The organism is Trinickia camelliae (assembly GCF_053525655.1).
Genome location: NZ_JBCHAA010000004.1, coordinates 211,330 through 230,743, shown reverse-complemented (window position 1 = coordinate 230,743; position 19,414 = coordinate 211,330). Strand labels below are relative to the sequence as shown.

Here is a 19,414-nt window from a genome sequence, read left to right as displayed (position 1 = left end):
CGCGGGTGCCATATGTGATCTGGCGTCGGCGTCTGATAAAAGAAGGGCTGCGGCGCGAGGCGCCGCAGCCCATGTACTTCGCTTGGTTCGTTATTGCGCCGGCTTTGGCGAGGCGGAAGGCGCGGGAGCAGAAGCTGCGCCCGGTGCGGCCGCGGGAGCCGGCGCCGCGGCTTCGTTCGATACGCCGCCGTTCTTGTCCACGGCAATCTTCACCGTGCGCACCGCACCGTTGCCGGCCGGGAAACCGTCCAGCGCGCTGCGCACGAGGAACGGCATCGAAGTGACAAGCGACGGATCCTCGTTGGCGTTGCGCGCCGTCACGTTATAGACCTCCTTGCCCGTCGCGCGCTCGGTGATGCGGATGCCGAGCGTGTGCGTATAGATTGGGAAGCTCTGTGTCACGTAGCCCGACGGATACGGGCCCCAGGGACCCCACGGCCCCCACGGGTTGGGGCCCCAGTACGGCCCGAAGGCAGGCGGAGGCGCGTAGTAGACCGGCTGCGACACCGTCGCCATGTCGCTCTTGATTGCATACGTCAAGCCGACCCAATAGCGCGCCTCGGTGGCCCGCGCCTGCTTGAACGAATACATCGCCAGTTCGTTGGCGACGTAGTTTTCGTAGGTGGTTTGTTCAAGGCTGTTTTCCTGGGCAGGCGAGCGTGCGAACGCGTAGGTGCGCGTGGCGTCGCTGCCGTTGCCCCAGTCGGAGAAGGCCGTGACCTGGGTCGTCACGTAGGTCGTACAGCCGGATAGCAGCGCGGCGAACGCCGCCAGGAGCAGCATGGCGCCGCGCCTGAACTGGTCGAACTTCATGGTCATCCTCGTCTCGTGTTGCTTTCGTCGCCCGGGCACCGCGCGCGGGCGGCCCGATAATACGCTGACTAGAGCCGGACACAAAAAGTTCGACTCTCACAACCGGGCGCAGGCTTTGTACAATGGGCCCGGCAGCCTCGCCAGCCACCGTTGCGCGAGCCGATTCTCAAGGTTTTTTCATCCGAAAGCCATGACCGATACCGCTACCCCCGCCGTCATCCAACGTTCCGACTACGCCCCGCCCGCTTTCCTGATCGATTCCGTCGCGCTTGAATTCGACCTCGTGCCCGCGCGCACGATCGTCAAGAACACGATGCGCATGCGGCGCAACCCCGACGCGGCGCGCGCCGCGCGCCTCGAATTGATGGGCGAGCAGCTCGAACTCGTCTCGGTCGCCGTGAACGGCGCGCCGCACGCGGCCACGGCCGTGCGCGCGCACGAACATGGACTCACGCTCGACGACGTGCCCGACACGTTCGAGCTGACCATCGTCAGCGCCTGTGCGCCCGCCGAGAACACGACGCTCTCGGGCCTCTATGTGTCGAGCGACAATTTCTTCACGCAGTGCGAAGCCGAAGGCTTTCGCCGCATCACGTACTTCCTCGACCGGCCCGATGTGATGACCACCTACACGGTCACGCTGCGCGCCGACAAGGCTGCCTACCCGGTCCTGCTCTCCAACGGCAACCTGATCGAAGAGGGCGAGCTCGCCGACGGCCGCCACTTCGCGAAGTGGGAAGACCCATTCAAGAAGCCGAGCTATTTGTTCGCGCTCGTCGCCGGACGCCTCGTCGCACTCGAAGAGCGCATCAAGAGCGTCTCGGGCAAGGAAAAGCTGCTGCAGGTGTGGGTCGAGCCGCACGATCTCGACAAGACCCGCCACGCGATGGAGTCGCTCATCCATTCGATCCGCTGGGACGAGGAGCGCTTCGGTCTCGAGCTCGACCTCGATCGCTTCATGATCGTCGCCGTGAGCGACTTCAACATGGGCGCGATGGAGAACAAAGGGCTCAACATCTTCAATACGAAGTACGTGCTCGCGAATCCGGAAACGGCGACCGACACCGACTTCGCCAACATCGAAGCGGTGGTCGGCCACGAGTACTTCCATAACTGGACGGGCAACCGCGTCACGTGCCGCGACTGGTTCCAGTTGAGCTTGAAGGAAGGGTTGACCGTGTTCCGCGATCAGGAATTCTCGGCCGACATGGCGGGCGGCGCGACCGACGAAACCGCGCGCGCGGTCAAGCGTATCGAGGACGTGCGCGTGCTGCGCCAGATGCAGTTCGCCGAGGATTCCGGTCCGATGGCGCATCCGGTGCGCCCCGAGAGCTACGTCGAGATCAACAACTTCTACACGATGACCGTCTACGAGAAAGGCGCGGAAGTCGTGCGGATGTATCAGACGCTGTTCGGCCGCGACGGCTTCCGGCGCGGCATGGACCTGTACTTCAAGCGGCACGATGGGCAGGCCGTCACGTGCGACGACTTCCGCCTCGCGCTTGCCGATGCGAACAGCCGCGACCTGGCTCAATTCGAGCGCTGGTACAGCCAGGCGGGCACGCCGCGCGTCACGGTCGAGACGGCCTATGACGCCGATGCCGAGCGCTACACCGTCACGCTGAAGCAAGGCTACGGCGACGCCGCCCCGGCTGCGCGCGCGACGCAAGAGGGTCCGCTCTTGATCCCGTTCGCGATCGGCTTGATCGGACGCGACGGCGCCGATCTGCCGCTGCGTCTCGAAGGCGAAAGCGCCGCGTCGGGCACGACGCGCGTGCTCGAATTCACGGAGACCGAGCAGACCTTCACGTTCGTCGACGTGCGCGAGACGCCGCTGCCGTCGCTGCTCCGCAATTTCTCGGCGCCGGTGGTCGTCGATTACGACTACACGGCTGACGAACTCGCCTTCCTGCTCGCTCACGACAGCGACCCGTTCAACCGGTGGGAAGCGGGCCAGCGGCTCGCGACGCGCGAGCTGCTCGCGCTCGCCGCGCGCGCCGCTGAAAACTCGCCGCTGCAGCTCGACGATTCGATCGTGGCCGCGTTCGCCCGCGTGTTGACCGACGAGACGCTCTCCCCGGCGTTCCGCGAGCTCGCGCTGATGTTGCCGTCCGAAGCGTATCTGGCCGAGCAGATGGCCGAGTCGAACCCGGCCGCCGTGCATCGCGCGCGTCAGTTCGTGCGCAAGCGCCTCGCCGCGGTCTTGCGCGAAGAGTGGCTCGCGATCTACGACCGCCATCGTACGCCCGGCGCCTACGCGCCGACGCCGGAAGCCGCGGGACATCGCGGCCTCAAGAACCTCGCGCTCGCCTACCTCGCCGAGCTCGATGATCCGGCCGACGCCATCAAGCTCGCCGCCGCGCAATACGCCGAAGCGGACAACATGACCGACCGCGCGGCCGCGCTGTCCGCTCTGCTCGCGGCGTCGACGTCGAAGGAGACCCCGGCGGCGGAAAACGCGCTGGCCGATTTCTATCGCCGCTTCGAGAAAGAGCCGCTCGTGATCGACAAGTGGTTCGCGTTGCAAGCGACGCAGCGCGGCAGCGCGTCACGGCCGATCATCGACGTCGTGCGCAAGCTGATGACGCATCCCGCGTTCAACATCAAAAACCCGAATCGCGCGCGCTCGCTGATCTTCAGCTTCTGCTCGGCGAACCCGGCGCAATTCCACGCGGAAGACGGCTCCGGCTACGCGTTCTGGGCCGAGCAGGTGATCGCGCTCGACGCGCTCAATCCGCAGGTCGCCGCGCGTCTGGCGCGTGCGCTCGAGTTGTGGCGGCGTTATACGCCTACGCTGCGAGAGAAGATGCGCGCGGCGCTCGAGCAGGTGAGCACGCAGGTGAAGTCGCGCGATGTGCGCGAGATCGTCGAGAAGGCGCTGGCGTGAGCGTCTGGCGATAAGCGCAGCGGCACGGGCCGGTTCGTTGCGGCGCTGACGCCTCCCACCCGGTCAAGACCGGCACTTCGGTGCCGGTTTTTTTTCGCCTGCCGCGAGCGGTTGGCCATCCGGACGACTAGCCGCAGCGCGCCGGACGCGCCACAGTTAAACGCATCCCATTTGATGGTTTACGTTTAACGTGTCGCGTTATATCATTCCCATGATCAAGACATTCGGCGACAAAGCCACCGCCGCGGTATTCGAAGGGTATGTCGTCCATTCGCTGCCGCGCCACATCCAGGCAGGCGCGCACCGCAAGCTGCTGTTGATCGATGCGGCCGTCTCGCTCGAAGATCTGTACGCGCCTCCCGGCAACCGGCTGGAGGCGTTGCAGGGCAGCCGCAGCGGCCAATGGAGCATCCGCATCAACGCGCAATGGCGAATCTGCTTTCACTTCATCGACGGCGAGGCGCTGAATGTCGAAATCGTCGACTATCACTGATCGGGAGGCCGACATGGCTATCGAACGCGCGGCGCTCAAGCGCGCCGACTTTACCGACATCGGCACGGGCGAGCGGATCGCCGCCGTGCATCCGGGCGATATCCTGCGCTCGGAATTTCTCGAGCCGCTCGGCATGTCCGTCAATGCGCTCGCCCTCGCGCTGCATGTGCCCGCGCCGCGCATCAACGATGTCGTGCGCGGCAAGCGCGCCGTCTCGCCGGAAACGGCACTGCGCCTCGCACGCTATTTCGGCACCAGCGCAACGTTCTGGCTCAATCTCCAGAACACGCACGACCTGCGTGTCGCGACTGATACCGCCGGTGCGCAGATCGAACGCGAAGTCGAGCCGCTGCCGGCCAAGCTGCGCCCGAAGCGTCCCAAGACGCCGCGCCCGGCCGCCCGCGTGGCCGCCGGCGGCACAAAGCGCGCCAAGGCGGCTTAGGCAACAGCTTAAGCCGCCGCGCCATCCTCGCCGCAAAGCCCGCTTCGCGCCGCCAACGTTCGCTCCAGCGCAAAAAGACACCAGACGGCCACAAGCCGGCGGGTAAAATCGAGGGCATTCCCTTGCCATACCGGAGTACAGCAATGTCATTGCAACGACGTACCACCCTCACGAAGTACCTGATCGAGCAACAGCGCGAGACGAACAACCTGCCCGCCGATCTGCGCCTTTTGATCGAAGTCGTCGCGCGCGCGTGCAAGAGCATCAGCTTTCACGTCAGCAAGGGTGCGCTGGGCGATGCGCTCGGCTCGGCCGGCAGCGAGAACATCCAGGGCGAGGTGCAAAAGAAGCTCGACATCCTCTCGAACGAAATTCTGCTCGACGCGAACGAATGGGGCGGCAACCTCGCAGCGATGGCGTCGGAAGAAATGGAGCACGTCTTCCCGATCCCCGCCAACTATCCGCGCGGCGAATATCTGCTGGTGTTCGACCCGCTCGACGGCTCGTCGAACATCGACGTCAACGTGTCGATCGGCACGATCTTCTCGGTCCTGCGCTGCCCGGACGGCCAGCAGGCAACGGAACAATCGTTCCTGCAACCCGGCACGCAGCAAGTCGCGGCCGGCTACGCGGTGTACGGCCCGCAATCGGTGCTCGTGCTCACGACCGGCAACGGCGTGAACTGCTTCACGCTCGATCGCGAACTCGGCTCGTGGGTGCTCACGCACTCCGACTTGCGCATTCCGGTCGACACGCGCGAATACGCGATCAACGCGTCGAACGCACGTCATTGGTACCCGCCCGTGCAGAAGTACATCGGCGAGCTGAACGCCGGCAAGGAAGGCCCGCGCCAGGCTGACTTCAACATGCGCTGGATCGCGTCGATGGTCGCCGACGTGCATCGCATCCTGAACCGCGGCGGCGTCTTCATGTATCCGGCCGACAAGCGCACGCCGGACAAGCCCGGCAAGCTGCGTCTGATGTACGAGGCGAACCCGATGGCGTTCATCGTCGAACAGGCCGGCGGTGCCGCCACGAACGGCAAACAGCGCATCCTCGAGATTCAGCCGAAGAGTCTGCACGAGCGCGTCGCGGTGTTCCTCGGCTCAAAAAACGAGGTGGATCGCGTCACCCGCTACCACTCGGAAGAAAAAAATTGAGCAAAGGTATTGCCAACCGGCCAAAAGCGCGTCTATAATCGCGTTTCTCTGATGCCGGAATAGCTCAGACGGTAGAGCAGCGCATTCGTAATGCGAAGGTCGGGGGTTCGATTCCTCTTTCCGGCACCAACTGAATCAAGCAAAAAGCCCAGTCCTTGCGACTGGGCTTTTTGCTTTTCGGCCGCTATAACTTCCATCTCGCAACGGAGGCGACCAAGGTGACGCAAAACATCTACGACGACCCGTCCTTCTTCGCCGGATACGGTCAACTGGCCCGATCGATTCACGGCCTCGGCGGGGCACCCGAATGGCCAGCCCTTCGTCAGATGCTTCCGGCTCTGGGCGGACTCAAAGTCGTCGACCTCGGCTGCGGCTACGGCTGGTTCTGTCGATGGGCGCGCGAGCATGGCGCGCAAACCGTGCTCGGCGTAGACGTATCCGAAAAGATGCTCGAGCGCGCCAGCGAGCTGACCCACGACGCAGCCATCGCCTACGAGAGAGCCGACCTCGAAAATCTCGCCCTGCCCGAAGCGGCCTTCGATCTCGCATACAGCTCGCTCGTGTTTCACTACATCGAAAATCTGGCCGGGATGCTGCGCTCGATTCATGCGTCACTCGTGCCCGGTGGGCGTCTCGTGTTCTCGATCGAGCATCCGATTTATATGGCCTCGCGGCATCCTGGCTGGCAGATTGGCGAAGACGGACGCAAGACCTGGCCAGTCGACAGTTATCAACTCGAAGGCCCGCGTGTCACGAACTGGCTCGCCGATGGCGTTGTCAAGCAGCATCGCACGATGGGCACGCTTCTCAATCTGCTGATCGACAGCGGCTTCACGATTGCGCGAGTCGAAGAATGGGGCCCCACCGACGAGCAAATCGTCGAGCACCCCGAACTAGCCGAAGAGCGCGAGCGGCCGATGATGCTGCTGGTGTCGGCACATAGGTAGTTCCATTTACCCGCGCTGCCTCGCTCTGCTTTCCTGACCGCAGGCCGACGCGGGCGCGCGCGATACGCCAGGCACACGAACTGCTCGTAGATTGGTATTACCTTCAAGGGAGCCAATCGATGAAAAAAATCATCATCGCACTGGCGGTCGCCGGAACGACGCTGTTCGCCGCTGCGCCCGCGTCTGCAGAGTACTACTACCATCACTGGCACCACTGCCATGAAGTCTGGCATCACCACCATTGGGAACGGTGGTGCCGCTGGTAACCCATCATTGAACCCGGCCGCTTCGGCGGCCTCGCATAAATCCGCGCATATGGCTGGGATAATCGCCCGACCATAAGCCCGCCACCACGGGCGTTTCGGCGCGCTATTACTTTGCAGCCCGAATTGACTGCCGTTATATCCACGGATATATTGCGATGTCTCTTTGCTTCCAAGGCGACGCTTCCAACGGGCCCTCTTCTCGATGCCCAAAGACATCATCGACTCGCACCTGCTCAAAGTCCTGCACACGCTGTTGACCGAATCGAGCGTCTCGCGCACGGCCGAGCTGCTCGGGCAATCGCAGCCCACGGTCAGCGTCGCATTGCGCAAGCTGCGCGACATGACGGGCGATCCGTTGCTCGTGCGCAGCGGCAGCCGCATGGTCCCTACCGCGCATGCGTTGACGCTGATCGATCCGGCCGCGCAGGCGCTCGCGAGCATCGACGCAATCCTGCATCCGACGACCTCCTTCGACCCCGCGACGACCACCCGCACCTTCCGCATCGGCTCGCCCGACTATCTCGACGTGTTCTTCGTGCCGGCCGTCGTCGATGCGTTTCACACCGAAGCGCCCGGTGCGAAGATCGAATTCCGTCATCTGATGATGATCGACGGCGGCTACGAGCAGGGGCTCGAATCAGGCTTTCTCGATCTCGTCATCGGCAACTGGAGAACGCCGCCGGAGCATTTGCATCTTCAGCCTCTGTGCCGTGACGAGCTGGTCTGCCTGATGCGCGGCGATCATCCGATCCAACCTGGGGAGCTCACGCAATCGGTCTATCAGGAGGCGGAGCATCTCGCCGTCACGACGCACAACACGACGGCGTGGGGCACGATCGATGTCGAGCTCGCGGAGAGCGGCCTCGCGCGAACCGTGAACACGACGCTGCCCTACTTCGGCATGGCGCCGTATGTGCTGATCCGCTCGAACCTGCTCTTCACGACCACGCGCGCGCTCGCCACGCACTACGCGAAGCTGCTGCCGCTGCGCATCGAACCGATTCCAGGCGACACGCCTGCGCTCACCTACTACCAACTTTGGCACGACCGTACCCATCGCGGCATCGACTCGGTGTGGCTGCGCCGGCTCGTCGCGCGCGTGGCGAAGACGCTCGTGCCCTGATCCGCGAAGCCTGCGGCGCGGGCGAAGCCTCGCATGGGACCCGACAAAAAAACGCCGCGAGCCAAGGCTTGCGGCGTTAGAGCGGTAACCGGATGCGCGTCGAGAAGACAGGACCTCTGCGCCGCCGATCAACCGCAAACGTGGTCGGTCAGAATGAAGCGCGTTCTTTGTTGTTCGTTGTTTCCACCCCGGCGTTTCTAGCGGTTCGTCGCGGGCGTCATCGACTTGATCAGCGCCGCCTTGCCTTCGATCGCGGCGCCCAACAAGGCGAAGCCGATCGTGCGCTCGTTCTCGGTATCGCGGCAAATCGCACGCGCGGCATTAGGCGGTGCGTCGATCATCTCGTCGACAAGCCACGCGCCGCCGCGCTCCGGCGAGACCACGACGGCCGGCGTGGCCGGCGTCTTCACCGTAACGGGCATGACCGGAAAGTCGACGCGCGTCGGCTCGCCATGCAAGGTGCGCGCAAGCGCACGCGCCGCATGCATGATCGGCAAGACGTAAGGCTGCACGCGGCCGTCGATCTCGGCGCAATCGCCCAGCGCGTAGATATCGGCGGCGCTCGTGCGGCACCATGCGTCCGTGCAGATGCCTTGCTCGATCGCGAGCCCCGCCTGAGCCGCCAACGCCGTGCGCGGCACGAGACCGACCGCCGAGATCACCAAGTCAGCATCGAGATGTCCGCCATCGGCGAACGTCAGGCGATACCCGGCTTGGGGTTCGCGCAAGCGATCGACCGATATCACACTGCGCGTCAAATGAAAGTGCACGCCGCTCGCATCGAGCGCTTGTGCGAACACCGAGCCGAGCGCTTCGGGCAGCAAGCGGGCAAGCGGTGTGCTCGCGGGGTCGATCAACGAGACCTCATAGCCCGCTGCCGATAGATCGTTCGCAAACTCGCAGCCGATCAATCCGGCACCGAGAATCGCGACCGATTGGCAACGCTCGAGCGTGTGCCGGAAGGTCTTGTAGTCGGCGAGGTCGTTGATCGACAGGATATCGGCTGAACCCGTCCCCTCGATGCGCAGCCGCCGCGGGTCGGCGCCGGTCGCGAGTACGAGCTTGCTATAGCGCTGCGCCTCGCCGTTCACCACGATCTCGTGCTCGATCGGCAAGAGGCGCTCGACGCGCCGATGAACGCGAATGTCCGCGTTCAATTGCGTGCGCATCTGCGCCGCGTCGAAAGTCGCGAGCGCCGACGGGAGCTTCTTCATCGCGAGCGCGTTCGAGAGCGTCGGCTTCGAATAGAAGCTGCCGTCGTCCTGCGTGACGAGAACGATCGGCACCTCGCCATCGAGCTTGCGCAACTCACGCGCCACCGTATAGCCGGCGATGCCGGTACCGACGATGACGACGGGTTCTCGATCATTATCAAGTTGCTGTGTCTCGGCTGTCATGCGCTCACCACGTGCATATCGAAGTCGTGCTTGCCCGTCGCGCAATCGGGACACATCCAGTCATCGGGGACATCCTCCCAGCGCGTGCCCGGCGCAATGCCTGCCTCGGGCAGCCCGAGCGCCTCGTCATAGCGAAATCCGCAAATCACGCATTCCCAAATTTTCATGTCGACTCTCCAGTAGCGAATTCGCGCAGAACTAGCGCACGTACGCCTGGCCAAGACCGATCTCGCCGAGCGCCCGGCGATAGGCGCCGGACGAGCGGTCGGCCAGGATCGGCGCTTCGGCCGAACGATCGATCGGCAGATCTTCGGGGCATTGCAGCTCGACGATCGCGCGGTCCTCCTCGAACACTTGCTGGTTGAACGCGTAGACGTCGTCGAGCGGCAGGTCCTGGTCGAAGTTGCGGGCGATCGGCACGAAGAGCCGGGTCAAGCGCGCGGACACCGGGCTCGCCGCGTTCAGGATCGAAAGGCGCCCGTTGTCGGGGAAATGCACGGTCAGGCGCGCGAAGAACGGCACGTCGACTTCGAACACGCGCCGCCACAAAAAGCCCTCCGGCGCGCGATGCTGCATCGACTTGGGGAAGTTGCTCACGGTGCTCACATACTCCGCGCGCATGCCGTTCTCACGCCGCTCGACGGAATACTGCGGCACGACCGGATTGTCGCGATCCGCGAAGCTGTCGTGGTGAATCCACGCGAAGTGCGCGACGTCGATGAAGCCCTCGGTCTGCCGGCCCGCCGACGCCTTGATGTCGATCGACGGGCACAGGATCTGCTGATACCCCTCGGCGTCCCAGGCCGGGAACGACGGCAACGGCTCCTCGCCGCCGCCAAGCGACACCCACACGAGTCCATACGCTTCCTGCACCGCGTACGTCGTCAAACGCAGACGCTCGGGGATCGGGCCATCGTCTTGCGACGGAATAAACTTGCACTTGCCGTCGCCGCCGTACGAGAGGCCGTGATACGGACAGACGAGATGGCCGTTGTCGACCCATCCCTGGCTCAGCGGTGCGCCGCGATGCGGACAAACGTCGCGCGCGGCGACGAGCTGGCCGTCAGCGCGGAACAGCACGAGCCGCTCGTCGAGCAGCGTCGCGGCAAACGGTTTGTCGGCGACGTCCGTGGCGAACGCGACCGGGTGCCAATAGCGGCTCAGGATTTCCCAGTCGCGGGGATCGAAGGTGCAGTTGGGGGGGAAGGCGGGATGACGTTGGAACGCCAGCGGGGCGATGTTGGACGATGTCATGAGTGTCTCCGAACCTGATAGGAAAGGTCGCGGTCTCTTTCTGCACGACCGCGTGGACACAACGATATCGATAGGGGCTTCCGGCACCCATCCCTCGGCGAGCATCTACTCTATGTATGAATCGGCATAGCCTGCGAATACCAAGCTTTGCATGGGACAGGAGAAGACATGAGTTGGCGTCAGAGGGGTTGCGGAGCAGCGGCACGTGCGGCACTGATAGCCCGCGCATTGATCATGACGGGCGCCGTCGTCGCACTCGGCGCCTGCGGCGGACACTCGTTCGGCGTCTCGCCGCAAGGCATCGCGTTCGGCCTCGCCGCGCCGAAACGCATCCCGCTTGACGCCCATTCGAACGGCGTCGCCGTGCGCCCCTCGGATGGCGCCGTGTTCATCACGGACGATCGCACCAACTCCGTGTTGACCTCCGCCGACGGCGTGACCTTCACGTCTTACGCCGCGATTCCGGTCGTGTCGGGCCAGGCGAATTCGCTGAGCCAGTTGACGTTTTCGCCCTCGAATGTGCTGTTCGCCGAGCGCTTCGGGTTCGGCACGGCAAGCGCCGTCTATGCGATCACCGACCGCGGCGCGATCGCGGCGCTGAGCGGCCCCGATCCCGCGCGACGCCGGCTCGGGCTCGTCTCAGTCGGCGATGGCGAGCTGCTCTCGACCTGGTTCGTCAAGGATGGCGCGAGCCCGCCGCAAGGCGGCTTGAGCCTGTTGACCTACGACGCGGCGACGCACACCGCCCTCGAGCGCGATCTGCTGACGGGGCTCGGCAAGCCGGTGGGCGTCGCGCTATATAGCGGCACCGTGTTCGTCACGGATCAGGCCAACAATCGCATCGTGGAAGCGAACATCGAGCAATTGCTGAATGCGCCGCAGCCGCTCACGTCGGCGACGACGTTCGCAAAAATCGAAAGCCCCGACCTGCTGGCCGTCGATGCGAACGGCACGCTCTATACGAAATGCAACAAGAGCGGACTGTGCAAGATCACACCGGACGGCACCGTCGACGTGCTCGCCGACGACTTTGAAGATGCACGCGGCGTCGCGATCGACACGGCGCATCACAAGCTCTACGCGATCGATCGCGCGGCGTCGAAATCGTCGGCGAGTTATTTGCGCGTGTTCTGGCTCAAGTACTAGAACGACGGGGCTTGCCCCGTTGCCTGCGCCCGATGCGCTTGCTTTGCAGGAAATCGATGAACACCCGCAGCTTCAACGGCATCTGCGCACGGCTTGCCGTGTACAAGTGAAAACCGCTGAACACGGGACACCACGCGTCGAGCACACGCACGAGCCGGCCGTCGGCGAGCTGCGCGCTCACGTAGTCTTCGATCACGTGCAGTAGCCCGACGCCCTCTTCCGCTGCCCGCACCATCGTGCGCAGATCGTTCGTGACGAACGTGCCGTTCGTCTCCACGTCGAACACGCGCGCCGCGTCGCCCGGCTGCGCAAACTCCCAGCGATAGATGCCACCGCTCGTCGCGAAGCGATAACGCAGGCAATCGTGCCGCGCGAGATCGTCCGGCGTCTTCGGTTTCGGATTGCGCTCGAAATAGGCCGGCGACCCTGCGACCGCGATTCGCAAATCGCCGGTTAGCGGCACGGCGATCATGTCTTGAGCCAGACGCTCGCCAAGCCGAATGCCTGCGTCGAAGCCTTCGCCGACGAGATCGATGAAGCCGTCTTCGAGCGCCAGCTCGAGCGTGATGTGCGGATAGAGGCGCGCGAATTCGGCGAGATGCGGCATCACGAGCAGTTCGCTCGCGATGCGCGGCAAGTTGATGCGCAGCGTGCCGGCGGGATGCCCGCGGGTTTCATCGAGCGCGTCGAACGCGCTCGAGAGCATCGCGAGCGCGGGCCGCACACGCTCGAGAAACTGCGCGCCAGCCTCGGTGAGCGAGACGCTGCGTGTGGTGCGATTGAAGAGCCGCACATTCAACTGCGCTTCGAGCGCGCGGATCGACTGCGAAAGCGCCGACGCCGACACGCCGCTCTCTCCGGCCGCCTTCGTGAAGCTGCCGTGTCTCGCGACGTTGGCGAACGCGACCAAAGCGGGCAATTGCGTTGGGTCCATGGCATCCCCTTGGGCAAAGGATTTTGAAGCATGACTTCACAATCTTTTCAGATAGATGCCATTTTTCCACAGAAAGAAAGCGCGCACGATACAGCCATCGACTTCCTCTTCCACGACCACGGAGCCCGCCATGACGATGAACCGCTACACCTTACTCGGCCGTTCCGGCCTGCGCGTCTCGCCGATCTCGCTCGGCACGATGACCTTCGGCACCGAATGGGGCTGGGGCGCCGACGAGGACACCGCCGAGCGCCTGTTCGATCAGTACGTGAACGCGGGCGGCAACTTCATCGATACCGCCGACCTCTACACCGAAGGCACGAGCGAAACGTGGGTCGGCAAGTTCGTCGCGGCGCGCGGCTTGCGCGACCAGCTCGTGATCGCGACGAAATACAGCTACAACGCCCAGCCAGGCAATCCGAACGCGGGCGGCAATCATCGCAAGAACCTGCTGCGCGCGCTGGAAGCCTCGCTCAAGCGCTTGAACACCGACTACATCGATTTGTACTACCTGCACACGTGGGACCGCATGACGCCCGTCGACGAAGTGATGCGCGCGATGGACGATGCCGTGCGCGCCGGCAAGATCCGCTATGTCGGACTGTCGGACACGCCCGCGTGGTTCGCGGGCCGCGCGCAGACGCTCGCCGACTGGCGCGGTTTCGAGCCGGTCGCGGCGATGCAGCTCGAGTACTCGCTGATCGAGCGCAACGCCGAAAACGAGTTTGCGGATCTCGCCGCGAATCTCGGGATGGGGCTGATCCCGTGGAGCCCGCTCGGGATGGGGGTGCTGTCGGGCAAGTACAAGCCGTCGCAAGGCGGTGGAATCAGTAGCGGCGGCGGCCGCCTCGACACCGTCGGCGCCAACCCGCGTCCCGGCTTCGACAAGCTCACCGAGCGCAATTTCCGCATCGTCGCCGAGCTCGAAGCCGTCGCGAACGAGGCGGGACGGCCGATGGCGCAAGTGGCGCTGAACTGGCTGCATCAGAAGCGCGGTGTGACGAGCATCATCGTCGGCGCGACCAAGCCCGAACAGTTGCAGCAGTCGCTCGGCGCGCTCGACTTCACGCTCGCGCCGGAACTCGTCGCCCGGCTCGACGCCGTATCGGAACCCGCGCGGCCGTTCCCGTACTACATGTTCTCGGACGCGCACCAGCCGCGCATCCACGGGCAAGTCGAGGTCGCGAGCAAGCCGCAGCAGTACGACCGGCCCGTGCGCGTGCCGGCGCAAGGTCCCCAGGGCTAGACCTCGATCGCCTCACGGCGCATGCAACCACGCATCGAGCGCGCCGGGCTGGATGAGCCCGCTCGATGCACGCCGCCGCCCTTGCGCGTCGATCAAGAGCGTGCGCGGCATCTCCCCTCGCCAGCCGGGGTCGAGCGCCGCGCGCAGCCGCTCGGGAATCGCCTCGGCATTCGCGTATTGCGCGATGTGTGGCGTGACCGGCATCGATGCGAGCGCTTGCGATACGCTTTCCGCGTTGTCGTCGAAACCATCCATCGCGACCATCGCGACGCGCACGCCGCGATGCGAGCGCAGCCACTCGACGACGTGCGCCGTGTTTTCGCGGCAGTACCCGCAGTCGAGCGACCAGATTTCGACGATGAGCGGCTGGCCCTTCGCTTCGCTCATGAGGTGCGGAACATCGGCCGCCTTGAGCGGCTGCAACCGTGCGACGTGCGCGGCGGGGCCTACCGACGCTCCGAGCGCACCAGGCGGCCCGAACATCGCACACAGCGCCAGCCCGGCTATCCATCCATGTAGACGCTTCATTTCGCCTCCTCGACCGGCAGCAGCCTGTAGCCGTCGTCCTGGGTGCGCCACGAGACGTAGACGTGCCCGTCATCGGCGAGAAGCTGCGGGTTGTTGCTGTCCTCCGCCGTTTGTGCGAGCACTTTCGGCGCGGACCAGTGCGCGCCGCCGTCATCGGAGCTGCGCACCAAGAGACGCATCGTGTCGTCTTCGAACGACTTCCACGCGAGCCACAGCTTGCCGCCTTCGGCGATCAGCGTCGCGTGCGACGCCATCGCATTCGGCGCCTCGGCTGTCTCAGCGCCCGAGCCGATCGGCCAGGGCTTGTCGAGCGGCTTGCCGTCGCGATCGAGCCGCGAGTAGTACACGTCGGGCTTGTCGTCGACGACGCCGAACCACACCATGTGCCGCACGCCATCCGGCGTGATCGCGAGCACCGGCCCCTGATGCGGGCAGGCTTCGACATGCCAGTTCGAGAACGTCGCGCGAACCGGCGTGACCGGCTCGTTCGCGTCGGCAGGCAGGACGGCAAGCGCGTGGTCGCGAATCTGTCCCGTGAACACGTTGCGCCACAGCGCCTCCACGCGCCCTTCTGCGTCGATCGCGAGCGCGATCTGACAGCACTCGCAGGTTTGATCGGCGACTTTGCGCTCCGGCGCGAAGGTCTGGCCGCCGTCGCTCGACACGGCGTAGTACACCGCGGCGCCGTCATAGCCGCGGCCGGCCTTCTTCGCGGCGACGAGGTCGCGCTTGTCGATCCACGCGACGAACACTCGCCCTTTCGGATCGACGATCAGCGCATCGAAGCGGTGCGTGATCGGCTGCCGGTCGCCGTGCACCGTGACCGGCGCCGACCAGGTCGCGCCGCCGTCCGTCGAGCGCGAGAAGCGGACCATGCCGGTGTAGGGCGCGTCGAGCGGCATCGACCACGTGACGTAAATCGTGCGCGCATCCGGACTCGCGGCCACCTTCGGGCGGTTCTCGGAGTTCGTGTAGATCGGCTCGGGCATCGCATTGACGACGACCGGCGCCGACAGCGTGCGCCCTTTGTCATCCGAATGCGCGACGACGACGTGTTGCCCTTCGACCCACGCGGCCCACAAGCGATGATGGGCGTCGAACGCGGCGCCGGTAGCGAGCGGCGCCTTCGCCGCATTTGCGGCATGCGAAGCGGCATGCGCGCCGGACATTTCCAAGCCGCCCATATGCACGGCGTGCGACGCATGCGCGTCCGATGCTCCGGCGTCCGCCGTTGCTTTCCCGCCCTGCTGCGCGAACGCCGCGATCGAGACGCACGCGAGCGCTGCCACGACGAATTGTCTTAGAGCGACCATTTGAGTTCTCCGTAGAAGGTGCGGCCCGGATACGGGTGGAAGACGTAAGCGCGACAGTCGGTGACGTTGTCGACGCCGACCGATGCGACCGTGTGGCGATCGAGCTGGTAGCGCGCCTTCAGGTCGACGAACGTGAATGAGCTCGTGCCGCCGTAGACGTCCGGATTGATGTCGCTGTTGTCGAGCGTGTTGTACTGACGTCCCGAATAGCGCAGCCCGACGCTGCCGAGCAGGCGCTCGTTGAAGTGGTATGCCGCGAGCAGGTTCAGCCGCACGACGGGAATCCGCGGAAAACGCTGGCCGACGTATGCGGGGTTCGCCGCGTCATCGAGCGTGCGCGCGTTCGCCGCCGAAACGTTCGCATCGAGGTCGAGCCCGGACAGCAGCACGTTCTGCCCCGAAAACGCGAGCTCGACGCCGCGCACGCGCACCCGGTCCACGTTGGAGATGTTCGTGAACGTCGACGCGCCGTCCACCGTCGTCTGGCTGTAGATCGAATTGCGCAGATCGCTCTGAAACACGCTCGCGCGCACCACGCCGACGCCGACGTCGCGCTGCGCGGTGAAGTCCCAGTCGATGGCCTTTTCCGGCTGCAAGTTCGGGTTGTTGTTGACGATCGCGTTGTTCGAGATCGTGGCCTGGAACAATTCGCTGACGGTCGGGAAACGCGTGCCGGTCGCGAACGACAGACGGAACAGCCAGTCGTCGGTCGCCTGCCATTGGACCGCCGCCTTCGGCGACAGCGCATTCGCGCTGCGATCGGCGTAGCCGAGGGTCGAAGCCGCATTACCGAGCGAACCGCCGTAGGCGTTCCATTGCTCGTAGCGCAGTCCGAGCGTCGCGAGCCAGCCGGGCGCGAAACGCCAGGCGTCCTGGCCGTAGAGTGCCTGCGTGCGCGTGTTGCCGTTGTAGCTGCTGGCGATCGCGGCAGGCCCGCCGTTCAGCCAGTCCGGCGTGTTGTAGGTCCGGTTGCGCAGGAAATAGGTATCGAAGTGGTAGCCAAATGTGAGCGCGTGCCCGGCGAACGACGGCGACTCGGCCCTCACGTCCGCGGTCTGCCAGCCGGTGCCGTCGCCGAAGAAGATCGTGCCGGGACCGCCAGCATTCGCGGCGGGCGGCGCGCTCGTCGCGGCGCGCAGCACGTCCTGCGATACGTTGTAAGCCGACAGCGTGCTCGACAGACGCCAGCCCGAATCGAGCTTCGCGTTGAGACCGAGCCCGTAGAGCCAGTTCTCCTGCTTGCCGTTCTGCGGCGCGAACGCGGTCGGCGAAAGGTTGTAGGTCTGTCCGTTGATAACGACGTTGCCGCCGTACACCGGGTTGCCGTTCGCGTCGTACAGGAACGTCTGGCCGTGCGTCCCGTAGCGGTTCTCCCAGTGCCCGAGCGTGAACGTCGCGTCGACGTGGTCCGTGAACGCGTAGCCCATGCGCACGCTCTCGTTGCGCTGCTCGGTGTGCTCCATCGATTGCGCGCCGGCGATCACGCGCGGCAGGCCATTCGGCCCGATATCGGTGGCCGCGCCCGTCACCGGCACAGCGGGCCCGAGCTTCGCGTTGGAACCGGGCGTCGCGGCCGCGTATTGCATCGGCTGACTGTTGTTCTCGAGCCGGTCGAGCGAAAGCGAGTACCAGAATCGTCCAACCCGATCCGCAATGTGCGCCGACTCGTGGTTGCCACCGAAGCTCTGCGCGAAACCGTACGGATCGTGATAGCGCTGCGTGAAAAGCTGTGTGTCGAGCGAGGCTTCGAGCTTGGTGGGCTTTCTCGTCGTGATCTGCACGGTCGAGCCGATCGAGTTGCCCGGGTAGAGCGCCGAGAAGGGGCCGTACAGGACTTCGATCTGAGCGATGTCGTCGGGTGCGATCAGCGACCAGCGCGGCGGATACGAATAGTTCGAGCCGAGCAAGTTCGAGAGCAGCAGACCGTCGGCATAGACGAGCCCGCGCGCGCTTTGCAGTTCGTTGAAATCGCGCCCGGCGAACGGCGCGTTGCGGTCGCCGGAGAAACGCTTGCGCACCAGCAGGTTCGGCGCGTACTTAAGCGCGTCTTCGGTGCTGACGACGTTGTGCGAGTCGATCTGCTCGCGCTGAATCCGCTCGACGACGCCCGGCGTGTTCGGAGCGAACGCGGGACGCGAAGCGGTCACGCTGATCGTTTGCAACGTGTGTGTCGGGGTCAACGATTCGGGGGATTGCGTCGTTAACTTGGAATCGGCTTGTGAATCGAGGGCGGTCTGATCCGCCCAAACGGGTTGGGTAGTGAACGCGATCGCACACGCGATGGAAAGACATCGGCGTGGCGACAGCGCAGCAGCAACGATGCGCATGACACTCTGAAACACGTGATCGGGTTAGCCAGGGTGCGAACGCAGCCGGCGCCGGTCGATGCACGATCGGCGCGCGAGCAAGTGGACGCACGGCGGCACGAGTCCCCATGCCAGCTCGCGACGAGCGGCACATGGGCGGCGGCACAACTAGATCAGCGTGGTTTCAGGAGGGGCGCGAGGCTGGGCGACGCGCGTAATGCGCCGCACGAAGACGACTGGCGGCTCGACGGCGCGCGCGAACGAGACAGGGAGCGTGGCTTCGGGCAAGACCGGCAAGCTGCCGCCGAGCGCGAAATTTGCTGCGAAACCGGGACAGTAGACGCAATGCGGGATGAAGGCGTGCTGATGTGGCCCGTCATCGCTGTGGCCGAGGTCAGCTGCGGCGTGATGCGAGCCCGGCGCACCGCACAACTCGAGCGTGATCGGGCTCTGCGCCGCCATATGGCACGCATAGCCAATGACCGGCGACAGTACGTTCAGTACCAGCGCCAGCCATACGAGTCCGATCCATCGAGTCGACCTTTTCATTGCTTTTATGAGATTTAAGCGGTCGCAGTATAGCAAGCGCCACTCAAAACGGTTAGCAAAATGCAAGGCAATCGATGGGAACTATTCATTTTATTGACCCATCTTGAAAATGTCCCGTCGTGTGCCGTTAAAGCAACAAAGCCGCACAGAAACGATTACAAGCTGGTGTGGGTAAAGAACCACGACAGATAATTGGTTCTACTAGGAGAAACATCATGGATGCCAAACCGATGAAAGTTCCGACACCCGATAAGGTGATGAGCCCGGATCCGGAACCGGTAGGCGTTGAATTTCTGGGGGCCGAACTGCCTGAGCATGTTCGCGCGTTCCTCGACGAACAACGCAAATCGTGCGATCCGAAGTAAATGCACAACCGCGCAGTCCGCTGCGCCGCGCTGTGACATTTGCCGCGAGCAACGCTACGTCGAGCGCCGTCTATGGCGGCGCGGCGTTTGCACGCTTTAACGCCGCCAAGCGCACCGGTGCGCTCGCCCTGTATTGCGGATTTGCCAATCCGCGTTTGACCGGCGCGGCGCGTCTACGCACGTACGTTCGTTGAATTCCACTCCCGGGCGCGGTTGACGCGCATCGTCTATTCTTTGCTGTTTCG

Annotated in this window: 19 protein-coding genes and 1 tRNA gene; 11 read left to right on the top strand and 9 right to left on the bottom strand. The window is 64.6% G+C overall.

Annotated features, from left to right (window positions below; genetic code table 11):
- Positions 1-90 precede the first annotated feature (90 nt).
- Positions 91-813, bottom strand: coding sequence for a DUF4136 domain-containing protein (locus AAHK20_RS09385; protein WP_449181343.1), 723 nt, complete (start codon positions 811-813; stop codon positions 91-93).
- 190 nt (positions 814-1,003) lie between these two features.
- On the opposite strand from AAHK20_RS09385, the gene pepN reads away from it, so the two are divergent.
- From pepN to AAHK20_RS09345, 8 genes are all read left to right on the top strand, one after another.
- Complete coding sequence (gene pepN, locus AAHK20_RS09380; RefSeq protein WP_449181180.1) at positions 1,004-3,700, top strand: aminopeptidase N; 2,697 nt, start codon at positions 1,004-1,006, stop codon at positions 3,698-3,700.
- A 211-nt stretch (positions 3,701-3,911) separates the two neighbouring features.
- Positions 3,912-4,193 (top strand): type II toxin-antitoxin system RelE/ParE family toxin, encoded by a 282-nt coding sequence (locus AAHK20_RS09375; protein ID WP_449181179.1) that lies wholly within the window; start codon positions 3,912-3,914, stop codon positions 4,191-4,193.
- Positions 4,194-4,206: 13 nt separating this feature from the next.
- Positions 4,207-4,635 (top strand): HigA family addiction module antitoxin, encoded by a 429-nt coding sequence (locus tag AAHK20_RS09370; protein WP_449181178.1) that lies wholly within the window; start codon positions 4,207-4,209, stop codon positions 4,633-4,635.
- 143 nt (positions 4,636-4,778) lie between these two features.
- On the top strand, positions 4,779-5,795 hold the full coding sequence (locus AAHK20_RS09365) for a class 1 fructose-bisphosphatase (RefSeq protein ID WP_449181177.1): 1,017 nt from the start codon (positions 4,779-4,781) through the stop codon (positions 5,793-5,795).
- 53 nt (positions 5,796-5,848) lie between these two features.
- Positions 5,849-5,924 (top strand) — tRNA-Thr (locus tag AAHK20_RS09360).
- A gap of 89 nt (positions 5,925-6,013) precedes the next feature.
- On the top strand, positions 6,014-6,742 hold the full coding sequence (locus tag AAHK20_RS09355) for a class I SAM-dependent methyltransferase (protein WP_449181176.1): 729 nt from the start codon (positions 6,014-6,016) through the stop codon (positions 6,740-6,742).
- A gap of 119 nt (positions 6,743-6,861) precedes the next feature.
- Complete coding sequence (locus tag AAHK20_RS09350; RefSeq protein WP_449181175.1) at positions 6,862-7,008, top strand: hypothetical protein; 147 nt, start codon at positions 6,862-6,864, stop codon at positions 7,006-7,008.
- Between the two features lie 202 nt (positions 7,009-7,210).
- On the top strand, positions 7,211-8,131 hold the full coding sequence (locus AAHK20_RS09345; RefSeq protein WP_449181174.1) for a LysR family transcriptional regulator: 921 nt from the start codon (positions 7,211-7,213) through the stop codon (positions 8,129-8,131).
- Positions 8,132-8,328: 197 nt separating this feature from the next.
- Here the strand turns inward: AAHK20_RS09345 and AAHK20_RS09340 are convergent, their stop codons facing one another.
- Genes AAHK20_RS09340 through AAHK20_RS09330 form a run of 3 tightly spaced genes read right to left on the bottom strand, consistent with a single transcriptional unit; the run spans position 8,329 to position 10,782 of the window.
- Entirely contained in the window at positions 8,329-9,528 is a 1,200-nt protein-coding gene (locus AAHK20_RS09340) for an NAD(P)/FAD-dependent oxidoreductase (protein ID WP_449181173.1), read from the bottom strand.
- Entirely contained in the window at positions 9,525-9,695 is a 171-nt protein-coding gene (locus tag AAHK20_RS09335) for a rubredoxin (RefSeq protein WP_449181172.1), read from the bottom strand. The genes AAHK20_RS09340 and AAHK20_RS09335 overlap by 4 nt, the downstream gene beginning before the upstream one ends.
- 31 nt (positions 9,696-9,726) lie before the next feature.
- Positions 9,727-10,782 (bottom strand): Rieske 2Fe-2S domain-containing protein, encoded by a 1,056-nt coding sequence (locus AAHK20_RS09330; RefSeq protein ID WP_449181171.1) that lies wholly within the window; start codon positions 10,780-10,782, stop codon positions 9,727-9,729.
- A 168-nt stretch (positions 10,783-10,950) separates the two neighbouring features.
- Between AAHK20_RS09330 and AAHK20_RS09325 the strand changes: the two genes are divergently transcribed.
- On the top strand, positions 10,951-11,928 hold the full coding sequence (locus tag AAHK20_RS09325) for a hypothetical protein (protein WP_449181170.1): 978 nt from the start codon (positions 10,951-10,953) through the stop codon (positions 11,926-11,928).
- Here the strand turns inward: AAHK20_RS09325 and AAHK20_RS09320 are convergent.
- The gene (locus AAHK20_RS09320) at positions 11,918-12,862 is read right to left on the bottom strand and encodes a LysR family transcriptional regulator (protein ID WP_449181169.1); all 945 of its coding nucleotides are present in this window, start codon (positions 12,860-12,862) and stop codon (positions 11,918-11,920) included. The genes AAHK20_RS09325 and AAHK20_RS09320 overlap by 11 nt on opposite strands.
- Positions 12,863-12,992: 130 nt before the next feature.
- Here AAHK20_RS09320 and AAHK20_RS09315 point away from each other — a divergent pair, with 130 nt between their 5' ends.
- Positions 12,993-14,108 carry an aldo/keto reductase gene (locus AAHK20_RS09315; protein WP_449181168.1) on the top strand — a complete coding sequence of 372 codons (1,116 nt, stop codon included), beginning with the start codon at positions 12,993-12,995 and terminating at the stop codon, positions 14,106-14,108.
- Positions 14,109-14,120: 12 nt separating this feature from the next.
- On the opposite strand, the gene AAHK20_RS09310 is transcribed toward AAHK20_RS09315, so the two are convergent.
- The 4 genes from AAHK20_RS09310 to AAHK20_RS09295 all read right to left on the bottom strand — a co-directional run bounded on the left by AAHK20_RS09310 (position 14,121) and on the right by AAHK20_RS09295 (position 18,804).
- Positions 14,121-14,636 (bottom strand): TlpA disulfide reductase family protein, encoded by a 516-nt coding sequence (locus AAHK20_RS09310; RefSeq protein WP_449181167.1) that lies wholly within the window; start codon positions 14,634-14,636, stop codon positions 14,121-14,123.
- Positions 14,633-15,949 carry a sialidase family protein gene (locus AAHK20_RS09305; protein WP_449181166.1) on the bottom strand — a complete coding sequence of 439 codons (1,317 nt, stop codon included), beginning with the start codon at positions 15,947-15,949 and terminating at the stop codon, positions 14,633-14,635. The genes AAHK20_RS09310 and AAHK20_RS09305 overlap by 4 nt, the downstream gene beginning before the upstream one ends.
- Positions 15,937-18,276, bottom strand: coding sequence for a TonB-dependent receptor (locus AAHK20_RS09300; RefSeq protein ID WP_449181165.1), 2,340 nt, complete (start codon positions 18,274-18,276; stop codon positions 15,937-15,939). Before AAHK20_RS09300 ends, AAHK20_RS09305 begins: the two co-directional genes overlap by 13 nt.
- A gap of 147 nt (positions 18,277-18,423) precedes the next feature.
- Positions 18,424-18,804, bottom strand: coding sequence for a DUF2946 domain-containing protein (locus tag AAHK20_RS09295; RefSeq protein WP_449181164.1), 381 nt, complete (start codon positions 18,802-18,804; stop codon positions 18,424-18,426).
- Positions 18,805-19,019: 215 nt separating this feature from the next.
- Here AAHK20_RS09295 and AAHK20_RS09290 point away from each other — a divergent pair, with 215 nt between their 5' ends.
- Positions 19,020-19,169, top strand: a complete 150-nt coding sequence (locus AAHK20_RS09290; RefSeq protein WP_175425629.1) for a hypothetical protein — start codon at positions 19,020-19,022, stop codon at positions 19,167-19,169.
- The last annotated feature ends 245 nt before the right edge of the window (positions 19,170-19,414 follow it).

Excerpts from the sequence above, each read along its gene's own strand:
- AAHK20_RS09335 (WP_449181172.1), bottom strand. The coding sequence starts at position 9,695 with ATGAAAATTTGGGAATGCGTGATTTGCGGATTTCGCTATGACGAGGCG.
- AAHK20_RS09325 (WP_449181170.1), top strand. The coding sequence starts at position 10,951 with ATGAGTTGGCGTCAGAGGGGTTGCGGAGCAGCGGCACGTGCGGCACTG.
- AAHK20_RS09345 (WP_449181174.1), top strand. The coding sequence starts at position 7,211 with ATGCCCAAAGACATCATCGACTCGCACCTGCTCAAAGTCCTGCACACG.
- AAHK20_RS09350 (WP_449181175.1), top strand. The coding sequence starts at position 6,862 with ATGAAAAAAATCATCATCGCACTGGCGGTCGCCGGAACGACGCTGTTC.
- AAHK20_RS09315 (WP_449181168.1), top strand. The coding sequence starts at position 12,993 with ATGACGATGAACCGCTACACCTTACTCGGCCGTTCCGGCCTGCGCGTC.
- AAHK20_RS09290 (WP_175425629.1), top strand. The coding sequence starts at position 19,020 with ATGGATGCCAAACCGATGAAAGTTCCGACACCCGATAAGGTGATGAGC.
- AAHK20_RS09320 (WP_449181169.1), bottom strand. The coding sequence starts at position 12,862 with ATGGACCCAACGCAATTGCCCGCTTTGGTCGCGTTCGCCAACGTCGCG.
- AAHK20_RS09310 (WP_449181167.1), bottom strand. The coding sequence starts at position 14,636 with ATGAAGCGTCTACATGGATGGATAGCCGGGCTGGCGCTGTGTGCGATG.
- pepN (WP_449181180.1), top strand. The coding sequence starts at position 1,004 with ATGACCGATACCGCTACCCCCGCCGTCATCCAACGTTCCGACTACGCC.
- AAHK20_RS09305 (WP_449181166.1), bottom strand. The coding sequence starts at position 15,949 with ATGGTCGCTCTAAGACAATTCGTCGTGGCAGCGCTCGCGTGCGTCTCG.
- AAHK20_RS09340 (WP_449181173.1), bottom strand. The coding sequence starts at position 9,528 with ATGACAGCCGAGACACAGCAACTTGATAATGATCGAGAACCCGTCGTC.
- AAHK20_RS09300 (WP_449181165.1), bottom strand. The coding sequence starts at position 18,276 with ATGCGCATCGTTGCTGCTGCGCTGTCGCCACGCCGATGTCTTTCCATC.
- AAHK20_RS09385 (WP_449181343.1), bottom strand. The coding sequence starts at position 813 with ATGAAGTTCGACCAGTTCAGGCGCGGCGCCATGCTGCTCCTGGCGGCG.
- AAHK20_RS09330 (WP_449181171.1), bottom strand. The coding sequence starts at position 10,782 with ATGACATCGTCCAACATCGCCCCGCTGGCGTTCCAACGTCATCCCGCC.
- AAHK20_RS09375 (WP_449181179.1), top strand. The coding sequence starts at position 3,912 with ATGATCAAGACATTCGGCGACAAAGCCACCGCCGCGGTATTCGAAGGG.
- AAHK20_RS09365 (WP_449181177.1), top strand. The coding sequence starts at position 4,779 with ATGTCATTGCAACGACGTACCACCCTCACGAAGTACCTGATCGAGCAA.
- AAHK20_RS09295 (WP_449181164.1), bottom strand. The coding sequence starts at position 18,804 with ATGAAAAGGTCGACTCGATGGATCGGACTCGTATGGCTGGCGCTGGTA.
- AAHK20_RS09370 (WP_449181178.1), top strand. The coding sequence starts at position 4,207 with ATGGCTATCGAACGCGCGGCGCTCAAGCGCGCCGACTTTACCGACATC.